The following is a 16,498-nucleotide window of genomic DNA, read 5'->3' on the forward strand; positions in this document are numbered from 1 at the left end:
CCAGAGCGCCTGCGACCATGCTTTCATCGGCGGTCATCCCTTCCTATTCATGACTAGCGAGTTGCGAACGCGGCGACCTCTCCCATCTGGGAGATGCGACCTCTCGCCGGTTGCACGCACCATTGGTTTCCATGCAATTCGAGACGCTTTTCGACATCGACTCCGCTCTTCCCGGCAACTGGGAGGGCATGCCGCTCGGCCTTATCGTCATCGCGCTGTTTCTATTTTCGAGATTTCGTCCACAAAGCCTCGAAACGGCTACGCTATCGCAGAACATCGCGCAGGTAATCCAACCGTTCCTGCGACCTCGGTTTTTCTGGCGTTATCTCTTGCCCTTGCTGCAATTGCTTGCCATGACTATCCTCGCATTCGTGCTGGTGATGGCGCCGCGCTGGCGCTGGGGCGTCGCCTTGGGAATGTTGATATTCGCCTTCGCCGCTTATCGATTCACAACGGCTTTCAATATCATTCTCAACTTGCGGAATAACGACCATCCGCAAGTCGTTGAAGGCGTGGTCTCCAAGCTGGGCCGACGAGGCAATAGCAGCGGCCTGATTGAATATTTCGACATCGGACCGCAACATTTCAGCTATCGACAGATCGATCCGGGCACGCCTTATCCGTTAATCGCCGCCTCACGTTCGTTAAAGGAGGGACAGCGCGCCCGCGTCTTCTTCGTCGGCGATCGGATCGTGCGCGTCGAGCGTCAGCTTTGCCTCGTCTATCAGCGCTGCACCGTGCATTATTTCCTCTGGCTGCGCACAGAGAGCGAGGCTTGAGCGCATTCCCGGCAGTCTCACTACTGACCAACATATGTGGTCCCGAACTTCGATGCGATGAAACCTGGACAAGCCGGCGCCAAGGCAGGCGTCACGCTATTGCGGAAGCTATAGTTGCCGAAGGCGTCGTCTTTGTTGATCGCGAGTCCCTGGTCCAACCAGCTTGCGGTCGCGCGGCCAATACCCGTTGTCCCATCGGGGCGCAGCGTAGAGTCCGTCCAGACATATTCGGAAGAAATTTTCACACGCGACTTCACGCCGGTTTCATACGCCTGATGAAGCCAGGCGTCCTCCGCCTGATCCACGTCGAGACAGTTGACGCAGTTGGCTCGCGCTGCGTCGACGAACTTCGCATAGCTGCGATAAAGCGTAACCGGGATAAGGGCGCCTTCGGGCGGTAGCTCATCGACGTGGATCGGCAAGATCTTGCGATGGTCAACCGCAAAGGGGGATCCGGCATGGGCGTTATAATAGTCGCCAAGATCAAGCTCGATATTGACGTTTTTTGATATGTTGATGCCGTGCGGGTTTTTCTTCACGCGGAGGTAGATGATCGCATCGCGCGGATAATAGGCGAAGTTCTTCGTTCCGACGCTATAAATTTCCGTGTAGGAGGTGTAGCAGCCGGAAGCCTTGTCCTGACGCCAGGCGGAAGGGTCGGGACCAGCCGACGATGGCCACGCCTTATTCGACGATCCATCAGTTGGATCCTTCTGGAAATAGCATCCGTTGAGCTTCAATGCTTTAAACATGCCATCTCGGACTTTCTCGATCATAAGCTCTCGCGCCTGAGCGACGGCTACGGCGAGGGCCGCTTCTGCGCCTGCCTCGACGGCCGCTTCCGTTGCGGAGCTGGCGGCCGCGCCTGCCGCGCCGCCTCCTGGAATGTAGGAAAGCCCGTAGTCAACGGCCTGCGTCGCCGCCCAGGTCAACCCGTCGTTTGTCAGGCTCGAAGCAGTCGGTAACGAAGGCGGCAGCCCGACCAACGTCGCCGCGTATTGGACCGCGATAAAGGTCACAGAATTGGCCGCGTCGCAGAATTTGGAGTGCGTGCCGCCGCTTCCATCGATGGGGTTGCTCGGCTCGCACTGACCGACAGTTACGATCGCGACCACCAGATTGGCGACCGAGTGCTCCATTATCGAATAAAGCTGCGCGTAAGCGTCGAGGACTTCAACCACCGGATCGTACCAATGCTTGGGCGGCCCGACAGAAAGGTATTCCTGGACGTTGAAGGCGCAGCCGATCGGAAAATCCTGCAGACCGTCAGGGAAATTGTCGGAATGGACAGTGACGATGGTCACCAATTCATCGAGATAGCTGTAAGGCGCGCTAATGAATTCCGGCAGGAAGGTCGCCACCTCGACGGTGATGGGGCTCCCTGTCTTGCCATCTGGCCCAGTGGCCGCGTTGCGTTCGGCATCATAGTCGCTCTGTTTCTTCTGAGCTTCTTTAATGTTCTGCGTCACGTCCTCCATGGCCGCCGTGAGAGCGACTGTATTGGTGGCGGGACCATTCAGACAGATTGGGCCCACGCCTTTCCTGGTGGTGATGGGTACGAGACGCACCGAAACATATTGCGAGGTGTGGTTTGGAATGCCGCGTAGAGTTTTGCCGATGTCGACTTTCACTTGACGATGGGTCGGAGAAAGTGCGGCGTCCTGCGCAGGCGTCACCGGAACGGTGAATTGGGCGATCGGCGCCGTCGGATGATCCCAATCCTTGCAGGGGTCTTCTTGAGAAGATGGTTGCTGGCTGCCGGTCGGAAAAACCTTTGGTTCCTCAAGCCCATTGAGCTGCACCACGGCGTTCTGGAAATCCGGCATGCCGGCCGTATCGAATACGAATGTGAAAACGCTTTGATCCGACGGACTGATGGTCGCGGTTGCAAGGTATTCAGACTTTTGGGGAACCACGACCTGGCCGTCGAGCTTCTGCTCGTTCTGATAGCGCCAGTAGCGCAACTCTGTTGGCCGGGCTGGCGAAAGTTTTCGCGCCAGCGCGGGCTTGGCCAGGACGTTGGCTTGGTTCGAGGCGACACGTCGCGGATGATGGATACGGCAGCGATAACGCCCGCCCGTGAAACGCACCAGCAGCCTGCCTCCCTTGTCGTCCGCCTTATAGGCCTGGAAAAGCTTGAGGCAGTTGTCGAGCGCGTTCTCGTCGAAGATATCTTCGGCGCGCGGCGCACTCGGTTGAACGGCGGGTCTTGTCTGCGCTTGGGCGATCGGAGGCGTCACCGGTTTGGCGGGTTGGATTTGCGCCATGGCCGGCGCGGAAATGGCGACAGACAAGGCCAGAGTGAGCAACCGTCCCGGAACAGGAGGCGCAATCCGCGATCGGCCTTGTTCGGCTATGCCGGACGGGCGTTGGAACAAGCGCATCGGCTGTCTCCCCTCGCGGTGGACCGTCGATGAAGCTAACGGAGCGACGGCCGGCTTCACCTCTCCCATTTGGGAGAGGTCGGGACACCCAAACGCGCTAGGATGCGCCGATCAGCCTTGAACGGCGGATTCATGAAGAGCGGGTTGATGCAGGCTGTGCCGATTTCATTCTCGTGCGCGACGAGATGCGCCTTCATGCTCGCAGCGGCGCTAATCGCGCCGACGGCCCTCGCGCAAACGGCGCCTGCGCCGCAGGCCGCGCCGGCTCCACAGGCGGCCGGTCAACCGATGGCGATCGTTCTCAGCCCGAAGATCGATGTCGAGCTTGCGAAAGTCACTCCGCTCCGGCCTGTTCCAGCCACAAATTTCGTCATCCCCAAGCGGGCTCATCTCGGCAAGACCGTGGTGGTGAAGAACAACGAGGACTTATCCGGCACATTGGAATGCGACGGATCGCATCGCGCGGACGACAAGCTCGTCCTCGAAAAGAGTGGCGACTACACAATCATCTCGATCCACTGCAACGGTCGTCCCGACCGCAAGGTCATTGGCGCGCCGGCGATCCAGCAGAAGCTCTCGATGGCGTTCAAGCCAGCGGCGAGCACAGCCAAGCCTGCGGATCCGGGAAAACCGGTTGAGCCAGCACCGCGAACGGAGCCAGCGAAGCCAGCCTCGTCCGGGGCTGCGCTTGGACCGGGTAGCGCGGCCATTGACGGCGCGCCCTGGACCGCTGATCGCGCGCTGGCGGTTGCGACAGTCATCACCAACAAGCCGGCGCTCAACCTGAATCTGTTCGCTGGAACTAACCCGCCGTCGCGCTTTGGATTCAATCTCGGCCTGGCGCAGGCGGGCAGTTACATCGGCGCATATGATTTGGTGAGCCGAGGAGCGAGCTATGGAAGCTACACGCCTAACCAACTGGACCCCGACATCATGGCGAACAGCTTCGTTCTCACGGGAAAGCTCACGATCATCTCCTTCGATGCCGCGAAGAACCGAATTTCCGGGTCATTCTCGGGGATCGCGACCAATCGTACAGGCGCGAAGACCCTCAAAATCGAGAACGGACGGTTCGCTGATATCGAAATTTCAACGCAGCATTGATCCGGCGAAGTTCGCGGGTCTGACGATGCGCGGACGAATTCGACCCGCCGGCCGCTCTTATTTTTCAAGTGTGCGCCGACGCGATCGCTTAAACTCTTTGGCTGCGGCTCGTCTGGCAAAGCGATCCGATGATTTTCCGGGGGCTCAGGTGTTCAAGGACGCCGTTCCGATCTGATCAACTGGTCTGCCAAGCGACGAATGTGGTCGCGGCGCCAGCGTCTGGTCTGGAGAACGAATGCGAAGGGCGATTCATCGCGCCTTGCCGCTCAATCGCATATCGAAGGAAAATAGGCGCACGCCCGATCGGCCGGACTTGTGCCGCGCTACAGGCAAGACGCAATGACGTTTCATCTAAATGCTGAAGTTTTGCGCCTTCGCAATCGAAGTTCGAGAAAATTCCCACGCCTTAGCCCGCGATGCCAGCGCGTTGAAGCTTGGCCTCCGAGGCGCAATATTGAGCTATTTCTGCATGTGTTGCGAACCAGGCGCCTCCCTTCGCCTTGGCGGCCCGGATCACCTCGTCGAGAATGCCGATGCGCGAACGATGGCCGCTGTGGTGGGGATGCATCGTCAGCACATAGAGGCCGCCTTCCTCTGCGGCGACGTCGAGCTCGCGCAGAAAGATGTCGAGCACCATGGCCGGGCCGCCATAGGGACGGAGCGACGCCATGCGGTCCATGTTGAAATAGACCGCGTCGTCGCGAATCCATTCGACCGGCAGTTCGACGACGCCTGTCGGTTCGCCTTCGTCGAGGAGTTCGTAAGCTTCGTCATCGGCCATGAGCGAAGAGTCATAGAGCAGGCCCAGCTTGCGGATGACTTTCAGCGTATGCGGGCTGAAGTCCCATGACGCCGTGCGCATGCCGACCGGGCGCTTACCCGAAAGCTTCTCCAGCACATCGCTGGCCCGTTGCGACAGATCGAGTTCGGTCTCGTAATCGAGCTGCGAATTGAACTCATGGATCCAGCTATGGATCGCGAGCTCATGGCCGTGATCCATGACTTGCTTGACTTCGGCGTCGTTGATCAGCGCCGAAACCGCAGGCATGAAGAACGTCGCGGGCACGTCATGACGGTTGAGAAGATTGAGGATGCGCGGCATGCCGGCGCGCGCGCCATACTGTCCCTGACTGATCCGCGAATAGGATTTGCCGCCATTCCGCAACTCAATCGTTTCGTGGTCGCTGTCGAAGGACAGCGCGACCGCGAAGCGCGCGCCATTCTTCCACGCCGCCGGCTTCAACGAGCGGCCCGCGCGGACATGGTTGACGATGCGACGCCATGTGTCCTCTCGCAATTGCCACGGCTTTTCGGTGGAGGTTTGAGCGCTCATGCCAAGTCCTCAGCAGTTGTAGTGGAAACCGTCGACCGTGAAGGCCTGACCGGTGATGAAGCAGGGTTCGGATGCGGCGAGAAAGACGACGAGTTGTGCGATGTCGTCGGGCTTGCCGAGGCGCCTGAGCGCGATGTCGTTAGCGGCGATCTGTGGACCGCGCGAGCGCGTGACGGCGTTGCCAAGCTCGGTCTCGATCAGACCGGGGCAGATGGCGTTGATATGAATGGCGGGACCAAGCTCCTTGGCGAGCGCGCGCGTCATGCCGAGGATGCCCGCTTTCGCCGCGGCGTAGGAGAAGCGGCTGACGGCCGCTGTGACGCCGCCCGAGAACGCGTTGAGTGAGGACATCGAGGCGATGCGTCCCGCGCCCTGCTCAAGCATCGTCGGCGCGACGGCGCGAATATAGTTGAAGCAACTCTTCAGGTTGATATCGATCGTGCGATCGAATTCCTCTTCGGTGATTTCGAGGATGCCCTTGGGCTGGCCCTTGCCGGCGTCATTGAGCAGGAAATCGATGCGGCTGAAGCGCGCCTTCACCTCCTGGGCGATCTGCTGCGCCCGGGCGAAGTCGGTCACGTCAGCTTCGAATGTCACGACGTCCCGTCCGATCTCGCGAATCTCTCCGGCCGTCCGCTGCGCCTCCTCGACCAGGAGATCGACGATCGCAATATCGAATCCGGATCGCGCGAGCGCTTTCACACAGGCGCGGCCGATGCCCCGCGCGCCGCCCGTGACAAGCGCGACTTTCCTCTGTTCAGTCGTCATCGCGGTCTGCTCTCCTTCTTCCTAACTGGCTTCGACGTCATGGAGATGGCATGCGGCCCAATGACCCGGTCTCACCTCGCGGAGCGTTGGGTCGTCCACCCGGCAACGCGGCATTGCGAGCGGGCAGCGGGTGTGAAAGCGGCAGCCGCTCGGCGGGTTGACCGGGCTTGGGAGGTCGCCGCTGAGCACGGCGCGATCGGCGCGCTTCGCTGATGGCGCGGGGCGCGGAATCGCCGAGAGGAGCGCCTGCGTGTAAGGATGCAGGGGATCGCGGAACAGGCTGCGCCGATCCGCCAGCTCCACAATGCGGCCGAGATACATCACCGCGACGCGGTGGCTGATGTGATGGACCACCGCCAGATCATGCGCGATGAACAGGTAGGACAGGCCGAATTCATCCTGCAAATCCATAAGTAGATTGACGACCTGCGCCTGGATTGAAACGTCCAGCGCCGACACCGGCTCATCGCAGACGATCAGCTCCGGATTGAGCGCGAGCGCACGCGCGATGCCAATGCGCTGCCGCTGACCGCCGGAGAAGGCCGCCGGCAGCTTGCGCATGTCGTCGGCGCGCAAGCCGACGCGCCTGAACAGCATCTCGACTCGATCATTGATGGCGGTGCCGGATTGCGTGCGATGAATCACCATGGGCTCGGCCACGATGGAGCCAGCGCTCTGGCGCGGATTGAGCGAGGAATAGGGGTCCTGAAAGATGATCTGCATGCGCCGTCGCAGATGTTGAGCTTGCGCCACGTCGAGCGCAGTCACGTCTTCGCCGTCAAAGCGGATTGCGCCGGCGGTCGGCTCCATCAGCTTCATGACAAGGCGGCCTGTGGTCGACTTGCCGCAGCCGCTTTCGCCGACGACGCTGAGCGTTTCGCCGCGCCCGATCGAAAACGAGATTCCATCCACCGCATGGACCTGGCCCACGGTGCGCCTGAGCAATCCTTTCCGCACGGGGAAATGCTTCTTCAGTTCCGAAACTTCGAGCAGCGGAGCGCTCGGCGGTGGCGGCGTGTCTGTCGTCACGCTGCGCCTCGCATCATTTCATCGGATCGCCAGCATGCAGCGTAATGGCCGCGGCGCTTTTCCTCCAGAGGCGGCTGGACCTGCCGGCAGCGATCGATCGCGAGCGGGCAGCGCGGCGCGAATGCGCAATGCGCCGGACGTTCCTGCAGGGATGGGACAAGGCCCGGAATCTCATTGAGCCGCCGCCGCCCGTGATCTTCCGCGTTGGGATCTATGCGCGGGATCGAGGCCATCAACCCTGCGGTGTAGGGATGAAGGGGTTGCGCGAAGAGATCGGCGACCGGCGCCTGTTCGGTGATGCGCCCCGCATACATCACAATGACGCGGTCGGCATTCTCGGCGACAACGCCCATGTCATGGGTGATGAGCAGGATCGCCATGCCGAACTGCGCGCGAAGTTCGCGGATGAGATCGAGGATCTGCGCCTGAATGGTGACGTCGAGCGCCGTGGTCGGCTCATCGGCGATGAGCAGCTTGGGATTGCAGGCAAGCGCCATCGCGATCATCACGCGCTGGCGCATGCCGCCCGAAAGATTGTGCGGATATTCGCGCAGCCGCAATTCAGGATCTGGAATTCGCACGAGCTTTAGGAGTTCTATGGCGCGCGCGGCGATTTCGCCTTTCGACATCGCGGTGTGCGCGGTCATGGTTTCCGTGAGCTGCTTGCTTGTCCGCAGAAGCGGGTGAAGCGAGCTCATCGGCTCCTGAAAGATCATCGCCATGTCGCGGCCGCGGACGGCGCGCATCCCGGCCTCGGGAAGCGACAGAAGCTCGCGGCTTTCAAAGCGTAGCGCGCGCGCCTCGATTTGCGCCGGCGGCGCGGGGAGGAGCCGCATGATCGAGAGAGCGGTGACGCTTTTGCCGCAGCCGGACTCACCGACGATTGCAAGACTCTCGCCGCGGCTCAGCGAAAATGACAGGTCTTCGATGGCTCGCACGCGGCCCGATCTCAGATTGAGCCATGTCGTCAGCCCGTCGACCTCAAGCAGCGGCGTCTCCACCTCGTCCGGTGATGCGATTGCCTCGGCGACCATCGCGTCAGCGGTCCCTGGCATGAGGATTCGTCGCCTCCTGGACTCCGTCGACCAGCATGTTGAGGCCGAAGATCACGAACAGGATCGCCAGCACCGGCAGCAGCGACGGCCACGGATTGACGTAGAGCGTGCCGATCCCTTCCTTGATCATCAGCCCCCAGCTCGGCGTCGGCGGCTGCGCGCCGAGGCCGAGGAATGACAGGCTCGTCTCGACCTCGATCGCCGTGCCGAGCCATAGTGTCGTGATGGCGGCCATTTCGCTCGCGACATTCGGCGCGAGATGCCGCAGGATGATGCGCGTGCGACTTGCGCCAATCGCGCGCGCCGCCTCGACATATTCGTTCGCGATGATGGAGAGAGCGACACCGCGCGCCATGCGCGTCAGCCGCGGCAGAAAAGCGATGCCGATGGCAAGGCCGACATTGACCATGCCAGGCCCGAAGATCGCGACTGCGACGACGCCGAGGATCAGCGTTGGAAATGTCATCACGACGTCGACCGCCCAGGTGACGAAGAGATCAAGCCGCCCGCCGCGATTATAGGCTGCGAGCAGACCGATGAACGCGCCGAGCGCGGCGGATATGAGAAGCGCGCTGAAGCTGATCGACAGCGTATAGCGCGCGCCCATGACAAGGCGGCTGTAGACATCGCGGCCGAAGCTGTCCGTTCCAAGCCAGTAATCGGCCGAGAATCCGCGATTGCGTCGAACCATGGATTGCGCGGTCGGGCTGCGCGTGATCAGCAAAGGCGCGAAGACCGCGACAAAGACCACGATCGTGACCATGACGCCCCCGATCTTGGCCGTCAGCGGAAGCTGGCAGATGAAGCGCGCGGCGTTGCGCAGAGCGCTGCGCGAGGGATTGGCCGCGGCCTGATGATCGACGGCCGTCATGCGTAGCTGATCCTGGGATCGATCAGCGCGTAGGTGACGTCGACCAGAAGGTTCACGAGGCAGACGAAAGCGGCGTAGAAGATCACCGCGCCTTGCACGACGGGATAATCGCTCTGGGTGATCGCGCCGACGATCAACTGGCCGACGCCGGGCCGGCTGAAAACGACCTCGATGACGACAGAACTGCCTACAGTGATGGTGGCGTAAAGGCCGACCAGCGTGACGATCGTGACCAGCGACAGCCGTAGCACATAGCGGGTGAGGATCACGCGCTGGCTCAGGCCCTTCGCGCGGCCCGTGCGAACGAAGTCGCGTGACAGGATTTCGAGAACCGTCGTCCGCGTCAGACGCGTGATGTAGGACGTCATGATGAGGCCGAGCGAAAGCGCCGGCATCACGAGATGGCGGAGGCGATCGCCAGCGTCGCCGAGATTACCGCCGCCAGCGACCGGCAGCAGCCCGAGCCCAACCACGAACACGATGATCAGCAAGTAGCCCATGATGAAGGGCGGGATCGAAATGCCGCTCAATGTTACGAAGCGAATGAGATGATCGGGAATTGCGTTGCGGCGCACCGCAGCGAGGAATCCCAGCGGCACGCCGAGAACAAGCCCGATGATCAGTCCGGACACAGTGAGGTCGAAAGTGTAGGGCGCGACCTGCAGGATCTGGTCGAGAACAGGCTGGCCGTTCTGGATCGAAAGGCTGAGATCGCCGCGCGAGAGATGTTCGAGATAGATCAGATATTGCCGCCACAGCGGCTTATCCAGACCAAGCGCCTCGCTGAGCCGGGCGAGACTCTCGGCCGTCGCATAGGTTCCTTGGATCGCGATCGTCGGATCGCCGCGGCCGAGGCGGACGCCGAAGAACAGCGCAGTGAGCACCGTGAAAATGGCGAGCGCCATGAAGACAAGGCGCGTGAGGATGAGCCTCAGCATTTGGGGCGGCAGGCGGTTAGCGGCGTGTTCGAGGCTGCTTGTCAGCCCACCGAAGTCAGATGGTTGAGGTGATACATGTAGGGAAGGCTGAGGAAGGGCTTGTCCTTCTCCACCTTGTATCCGAGATCGACATATCCCTGCCGCAACGTTGGCGTGGTCAGTCCGCCAAGCGGCACTGAGGGGACATCCTTGAGTTCGATGAGCTGCGCTTCCTGGAAATTTTTGGCGCGTATTGCGGGATCGAAGGATTCAATGCCGGCCTGATAGGTCGAATCGAACGTCGGGTTGCAGTATTCGGCGAAGCCCTGAACGCCGCTTGGCTTGGTGACGTCGGCGGAGCACAGCCAGAATTCGCGCAGGATCAACTCGGCGCTGGGGAAGCGCGAGGCGGTCGACCAGACAAGCGAACCCTTCTTCTCCTTGATGATCGCGGCGATCCAGGAGCCATGATCCATCACATTGAGCTTGAGATCGATTCCGACTGCGGCAAGCTGCTCGCGCGCGATCTGGGCGAGGTTCAAATAGTCGCTCCGTTCGCTGACGACCGTCTCGAGCTTGAATCCGCCTGCAAAGCCGGCGCTCTTCAGCAACGCTTTGGACTTGTCCGGATCGAATTCATAGATCAGTTCCTTCGGGATGCGGTCCTGCGGCATCGTTCCGAAGTAGTCGGCCGGAATCGCGGTGAAGCTCGGCTGGAACACGCGCCCGAAGAACTGCACATAATCGTCGCGGTTGATCGCGTGCGCGATAGCCTTGCGCACGTCGAGATTATCGAGCGGCTTCACGCTCTTCTTCATGTGGATTGCGGTGACGCGGCTCGGTCCGAGCAGGTCGACGATGGCGCCGCCCGGCGTCGATTTCTGGATTTCGGCCAGCCATTCCTCGCTCGCCTGTCCCTGAATCACGTCGACTTCCTGCTGGACGAAAGCGAAGCGGCGCGAAGTTTCATCGGGGATGTAGGAAAAGATCACGCGATCGAGTTTCGGCTTGCCGAAATAATAATCGGGGTTCGCTGACAGCGTGACATTGTCTTTCGGGCGGTAGGATTCGAACTGGAAGGGGCCGGAGCCGATGGGTTGATTCTTGTATTTGTCGCCCAGCTCTTCCGACGCCTTCTTGCAGATCATATAGCCGCCCTGCCAGTTGGCGACAGCGATGGGAAAGACAGGATCGACATTCTTCAACGAGATGACGACCGTGTAGGGGTCGGGTGTCTCAACGCGCTCGATATTGCCGTAGAGCGGCTTGAAAGTGGATTGCGGATTCTCGCGCACCCAGGCGAGCGAATATTTGACGTCCTCGGACGTGACCTCGCCGTAACCCTTGTGCCATTTCGCGCCTTTGCGCAGATGAAACGTATAGGTCTTGTGGTCGCTTGACGCTTCCCAGCGCTCGGCGAGATCGGGCTCGATGCCGTCGATCGCGACTCGCGGCGACGCATAGCGGAGCAGTCCGCTGAACACGGAATCGATGATGGGCGTGTCGTTCGAACCGGTCGCGACATGCGGATGCAGCGAGCCCATGTCGCGCGAGCCGAGCCCGACGCGCATCACGCCCGCCTGCTTCGCGAGAGCGGAAAGAGAAGGCAGGCCGGCGGCGCCTATGATCGCGCCCGCAGACTTGAGAAGCGCGCGACGAGCGACGAGAAATCCCTGTTTCTGTTCGTGATCTCTCGTCATTGTCCTGCCTCCCGTCCGAACCCTGCGATCGCTCAGCGTCGTCTCTGCGCGTCCGCCAATTGCGCTTTCATCGCGCGCGACCGTCGCTCGATTCCGTCACCTGTCACACGGAGTTTCTTCATGCCGCGACGCTCCGCGCGCGGCGGCCGCGCTGCGCGGCTGCAGCGCCGCGCGCTCTTTCGGCAATCACCAGGAGCGCCATTTCGGCTGCCGCCTCGATATGATGGATGCAGGCGCGCTCCATGGCTGCGGCGTCGCGCGCATTGGCGGCGTCAGCGATACTGTGCAGCTCCGCCATGCTTTGCGCCGCGCGGCCCGGCCATCGTGTGGAACTGAAGCGGAAGAGCGCGAGCCTGTTGTGAATCGTTTGCAGCGCCTGACTCAGCGGCCGGTTGGCGACGCCTTCGGCAAGGATGCGATAGAAGCGGTCCGAATTGGCGATAACGCCCACCATGTCGCTGACATCATGAGCATGGCCGATGTCATCAACCGCCTGCGACAGCGCCGCGACCAGATCCGGTTTTGCCCGTTCGACAAAGAGGCGGCCCGCTTGTCCTTCGAGAAACGCCCGGAACTCGTAGATTTCGCGCGCTTCCCGCTCTTCCAGGAGAGCGACGGTCGGCCCGCGATGCGGCGTGGTCGTGATCAGCCCTTCCGTCTCGAGCTGCCGCACCACCTCTCGAACGGTCGTGCGAGACGCGCCTGTCAGGATGCAAAGCTCGCGCTCGGGGAGTCTCTGCCCCGGCAGCAGGTCGCCGGAAGCAATCGCAGTCCGCACCCTGTCAGCCGCTTGTTCGCGGACGCCGACAATGCGGTCCGGCGAGGAAGAGTCGGGGTCCGTATCGTTCGCCATCATCGCAGCGTCTCTGATTGTCAGACAATAATCAACTAGATTATCGTCAGCTACGTCGCTTTCTGCATGACAATATGGGATAGCAGCGGAAGCGCGACGAGGGATGGGCTGCATGGCGGACGTGGTGATCTGGGGCTCCGGGGCGATCGGCGGCACGATCGGCGCCTACCTCGCAAGGGCTGGTCGGGAGGTGCTTTTCGTCGACATCGAACAGGCGCATGTCGACGCCATCAACAGCGGGCGCCTGGCGATCGAGGGGCCGATCGACGCGTTCAGCGTCGGCGGCGCGGCGAAGACGCCTGACGGGGTCAAAGGCGCATTTCCGCTCATTCTGCTGGCCGTGAAAGCGCACCACACCGAAGCTGCGACGCGCAGCCTTGCTCCGCATCTCGCTGAGAACGGCGCCGTCGTCTCCTGTCAGAACGGGCTGAACGAGCTCGTCATCGCCGACATCGTCGGGCGCGGGCGCACCATCGGCGCCTTCGTCAACTTCATGGCGGACTATCTCGAACCGGGACGCATCGCCTATGGCGGGCGTGGCGCCGTCGTGGTCGGCGAACTCCACGGCGCGCTCAGTGAGCGCCTCCAGTCGCTTCACGACTTGCTGCGCATTTTTGAACCGGACGCGATCCAGACCGACAACATCTTCGGCTATCTCTGGGGCAAGGCCGCCTATGGCCTCATTCTGAAAGCGTCCGCCGTCGCGGATGAATCGATTATCGGATTCATCGCCAATCCGGAATGGCGCGCAAGCACGATCGCCATGATCCAGGAGGTGCTCCGCGCGGCCGAAGCCGCCGGCGTCATTCCGCTTGGCTTCAACGGATTTGATCCTGCCGCCTTTTCAAACGGCCACGCGGCGGCGATCGATTCCTCGATGCAAGCGTTGATCGCCTACAACAGCAAGGCGGCGAAGTCGCATAGCGGCGTGTGGCGCGACATCGTGGTGCGCCGCCGCCACACCGACGTCGCCGCTCAACTCGCGCCTGTCCAGAAAGCCGCGCGAGAGCATGGCGTCGCCACGCCGAAAGTCGATCGGCTCGTCGCGATGATCAAAGAGATCGAGACGGGCTCCAGATCTGTGGGCGCTGAATTCTATAGAGAGATATTGGCGAGTTAGCGTATTCGCCGAGGGTCGGCGCCTGCTGAATGGCGTCTCGTGGGTCCTGCGGTCGCACGGCGTGCTCGAAGATCGAAGCGCGTGGAGATTGCAACGATCTGCGTTGACGCCTGCATCATCTATTCATCGAGATTGCAGCGGAGAGCTTCGAGCACAACCAGCCTGGCGGCTGGCCTGTGAACGGCGGAACACATGCTGCGGCGATCAGCCTGCGCGCGAAAGCCCATTCCCCTTTCGGCGCGCCGCAGTCGGCGTCTCCACCTTTGTCTGAATTTTTTTTAAAGAGTCCGGCGCCTACTGGTTTTTCCGCGATCTTTATCACCGGGCCCTTCGGATGTCGCGATGCGGCTCTCACGCCAGGGGGCATGGACTCGTCACACCCGGCGATCGGCCTTCAGCGCGAGAGTTAGCCGCACTGTCTTTTAGCCGCCTCGCCCCATCGCCAACGTCTGCTATGAGGAACGGCCCTGAATGTCAGGAGTTGGCGCTGAGCGGCGCCGCGTCTCGCGCTAAGGACATTCAGACAGCCTCGTCTAATGGGGAGGGATCGTCGCGCCTTCCAGAGCTCCAAATCTTTCTTGCTCCGGAAATTGATGGACTTTCCTTGCTTTCGGATATTCTTGTCATGCGGTCCTATTTATGATTTGCCGAGGCGGCCGATGCTCAAGATCTATGGAAGGAAAAGCTCTTTTAACGTGCAGAAGGTCATGTGGCTCGTCGGCGAAATGCGACTTCCGCATCGCCACGTCGAACTAGGTGGACAATTCGGCGGTTTGGACACGAACGAATTTAGGGCGCTGAATCCGCACGGCAAGGTGCCTGTCGTCGATGACAACGGCATCGTCGTTTGGGAGTCGCATGCAATCTTGCGTTACTTGGCCGACCGCTACGGGCATGGGTTGTTCTGGAACAGTGACCCGGCTGAACGTTCCCTGCCGGATCGATGGATGGATTGGGCGCAGACGACGTTGCAGCCAGATTTTCTGAACGGGGTCTTTTGGGGGTTCTATCGAACGCCGGAAGAGCGGCGTGATCTGCGTTCGGTCAATAGAAAAGTCGATCTTTGTTCCCAGCATTTCATGCTGTTGGACCGTCATCTCGAGGATCGCGCCTTCATGCTCGGCGATGCGCTGACGCTCGCCGACATCCCGATCGGAACCCATCTCTACCGCTATTTCAATCTCGATATCGAACGCCCATCCGTTCTGAATGTGGAAGCGTGGTATGCGCGTCTGCAGGAGCGCGCCGCCTATCGGGAGCACGTCATGATTCCATTTCAGGAGCTCTATGGCCGTCTCGATTATTAGTCGCCTGGGCGCGGCAGCCGCGCAAGTTGAACGCGCTTAATCGCTTCTCATTCTGATTTCGCGCCAGAAGCGCTGGGTCAGAAGCAGCGCGACCAGCCCTTCGCAGCCGGTAATGATGGTGGCGAGCGGAGCGCCGAACGCATTGGCCAGCAGGCCGACCTGGAGAAAGCCGAGCGGGCCTATGCCGATCGAGACCGAAAGGAGCCCGAGGATGCGCCCTCGCATCTCGGGCGTCGCGGAGCGAAACGCAAGCGTGGACTGGGTGATCGCGAAACCCGAGCCGCCGAGGCCAGCCATGAACAAAGCAACGCCGGCCAGCGAGGGGTCAGGCAACATCGCGAAAGTCGTCAGCGCGACGAGGTAGGCGAGCACGCTGTAGATGTAGAGTTTGGGATAGTAGGCGGGTCGTCCGAAAAAATAGACCACAAGGACTCCAGTGATTGCTCCGACGCCCTCCATGCTGGCGAGCAAGCCCACACCGGTCGGCCCGAGATGGAGGTTGTCTTTGCCGATCACCGGGATGAGGCTGAGATTCGGCCATGCGAACAGATTGAAGATGAAGGTGATCGCGAAGACGCCCAGCAGTCTTTTATCGCTGCGGACGAGCGCGACGGCGTCGAGAATGTTTCGGAGCCGGAGGCTCGAATTGTTCGGTTTATGGGGATTGCGATAGCGAATCCCTGCTGCGGCCAGAATGGCCAGGAGATACATGACGGCACCGAGCGCAAAGCAGCCATTGATGCCCCACGCCGCAAGCGCAGCGCCGCCAATCGCGGGTCCGGCCATGCGGCTCGCATTGCTGGAGCCGACGTCGAAAACCATGGCGTTGGCCATGCGATCGGGGCCAACGACTCGTCCTATCATCAGTCGTCGAAGCGGCATGTCCGTGGACCAAATCACCCCGCTCGTGAAGGTCGCGATCGCGAGATGCCAGATTTCGAGGCGGCCCGCATAAGCGAGAAACGCCATCGTCACGGACGTCGCCAGCAATGTCAGGGTGTTCAACAGCAGGACGGCGCGGCCTTCGACAAGATCCGCCGCGGCGCCCACGAAGGCGCCGAATAATGCGAGCGGAAGAACCCGAAGCATCGTCAATAAAGTCACCAGAAAAGGCGAACCGGTGCTTTGATAGACGAAAATACCGATCGCGAGCATCTCGATCCAACGCACGCTGAACTGGACCGCGCCAACCAGCCACAGGCGCCAGAAGTCCGCTTCGCTAGGCCATCGATTGGGCTGCGCCTCGGCTGATTGCGCCAACTTCCGCTCCACAACGCT

Annotated in this window: 14 protein-coding genes; 4 read left to right on the forward strand and 10 right to left on the reverse strand. The window is 61.2% G+C overall.

The genetic code is table 11. The annotated features are described in order from the left end of the window. The first annotated feature begins 131 nt into the window (after positions 1-131). The gene (locus tag L8F45_RS06385) at positions 132-779 is read left to right on the forward strand and encodes a hypothetical protein (protein ID WP_342362046.1); all 648 of its coding nucleotides are present in this window, start codon (positions 132-134) and stop codon (positions 777-779) included. Positions 780-799: 20 nt separating this feature from the next. Here the strand turns inward: L8F45_RS06385 and L8F45_RS06390 are convergent, their stop codons facing one another. Next, positions 800-3,163: a hypothetical protein gene (locus L8F45_RS06390; RefSeq protein WP_342362047.1), complete on the reverse strand. Its 2,364-nt coding sequence runs from the start codon at positions 3,161-3,163 to the stop codon at positions 800-802. 405 nt (positions 3,164-3,568) lie between these two features. Here L8F45_RS06390 and L8F45_RS06395 point away from each other — a divergent pair, with 405 nt between their 5' ends. Next, complete coding sequence (locus L8F45_RS06395; protein ID WP_342362048.1) at positions 3,569-4,267, forward strand: hypothetical protein; 699 nt, start codon at positions 3,569-3,571, stop codon at positions 4,265-4,267. A gap of 406 nt (positions 4,268-4,673) precedes the next feature. Here L8F45_RS06395 and L8F45_RS06400 read toward each other — a convergent pair whose 3' ends face one another. The 8 genes from L8F45_RS06400 to L8F45_RS06435 form a co-directional block, all read right to left on the reverse strand. Continuing rightward, positions 4,674-5,600, reverse strand: a complete 927-nt coding sequence (locus L8F45_RS06400) for a polysaccharide deacetylase family protein (protein WP_342362049.1) — start codon at positions 5,598-5,600, stop codon at positions 4,674-4,676. 9 nt (positions 5,601-5,609) lie between these two features. Then, complete coding sequence (locus L8F45_RS06405) at positions 5,610-6,368, reverse strand: SDR family NAD(P)-dependent oxidoreductase (protein WP_342362050.1); 759 nt, start codon at positions 6,366-6,368, stop codon at positions 5,610-5,612. 21 nt (positions 6,369-6,389) lie between these two features. Further along, positions 6,390-7,397 carry an ABC transporter ATP-binding protein gene (locus tag L8F45_RS06410; RefSeq protein ID WP_342362051.1) on the reverse strand — a complete coding sequence of 336 codons (1,008 nt, stop codon included), beginning with the start codon at positions 7,395-7,397 and terminating at the stop codon, positions 6,390-6,392. After that, entirely contained in the window at positions 7,394-8,431 is a 1,038-nt protein-coding gene (locus L8F45_RS06415) for an ABC transporter ATP-binding protein (RefSeq protein ID WP_425330013.1), read from the reverse strand. Before L8F45_RS06415 ends, L8F45_RS06410 begins: the two co-directional genes overlap by 4 nt. A 4-nt stretch (positions 8,432-8,435) precedes the next feature. Continuing rightward, on the reverse strand, positions 8,436-9,323 hold the full coding sequence (locus L8F45_RS06420; protein ID WP_342362053.1) for an ABC transporter permease: 888 nt from the start codon (positions 9,321-9,323) through the stop codon (positions 8,436-8,438). After that, positions 9,320-10,261, reverse strand: coding sequence for an ABC transporter permease (locus tag L8F45_RS06425; protein WP_342362054.1), 942 nt, complete (start codon positions 10,259-10,261; stop codon positions 9,320-9,322). The genes L8F45_RS06420 and L8F45_RS06425 overlap by 4 nt, the downstream gene beginning before the upstream one ends. 41 nt (positions 10,262-10,302) lie before the next feature. Next, the gene (locus L8F45_RS06430; protein ID WP_342362055.1) at positions 10,303-11,940 is read right to left on the reverse strand and encodes an ABC transporter substrate-binding protein; all 1,638 of its coding nucleotides are present in this window, start codon (positions 11,938-11,940) and stop codon (positions 10,303-10,305) included. A gap of 118 nt (positions 11,941-12,058) precedes the next feature. Further along, positions 12,059-12,796 (reverse strand): GntR family transcriptional regulator, encoded by a 738-nt coding sequence (locus L8F45_RS06435; protein ID WP_342362056.1) that lies wholly within the window; start codon positions 12,794-12,796, stop codon positions 12,059-12,061. A gap of 109 nt (positions 12,797-12,905) precedes the next feature. Between L8F45_RS06435 and L8F45_RS06440 the strand changes: the two genes are divergently transcribed. After that, positions 12,906-13,913, forward strand: a complete 1,008-nt coding sequence (locus tag L8F45_RS06440) for a ketopantoate reductase family protein (protein WP_342362057.1) — start codon at positions 12,906-12,908, stop codon at positions 13,911-13,913. Between the two features lie 659 nt (positions 13,914-14,572). Next, a complete protein-coding gene (locus tag L8F45_RS06445; protein ID WP_342362058.1) occupies positions 14,573-15,220 on the forward strand; it encodes a glutathione S-transferase family protein in 648 nt (215 codons plus the stop codon). 36 nt (positions 15,221-15,256) lie between these two features. Here L8F45_RS06445 and L8F45_RS06450 read toward each other — a convergent pair whose 3' ends face one another. Then, positions 15,257-16,480: an MFS transporter gene (locus L8F45_RS06450; RefSeq protein ID WP_342362059.1), complete on the reverse strand. Its 1,224-nt coding sequence runs from the start codon at positions 16,478-16,480 to the stop codon at positions 15,257-15,259. Between the last annotated feature and the right edge of the window lie 18 nt (positions 16,481-16,498).

Origin of the sequence: Terrirubrum flagellatum, assembly GCF_022059845.1 — a bacterium.
In the GTDB taxonomy this organism is placed as follows: Bacteria; Pseudomonadota; Alphaproteobacteria; order Rhizobiales; family Beijerinckiaceae; genus Terrirubrum; species Terrirubrum flagellatum.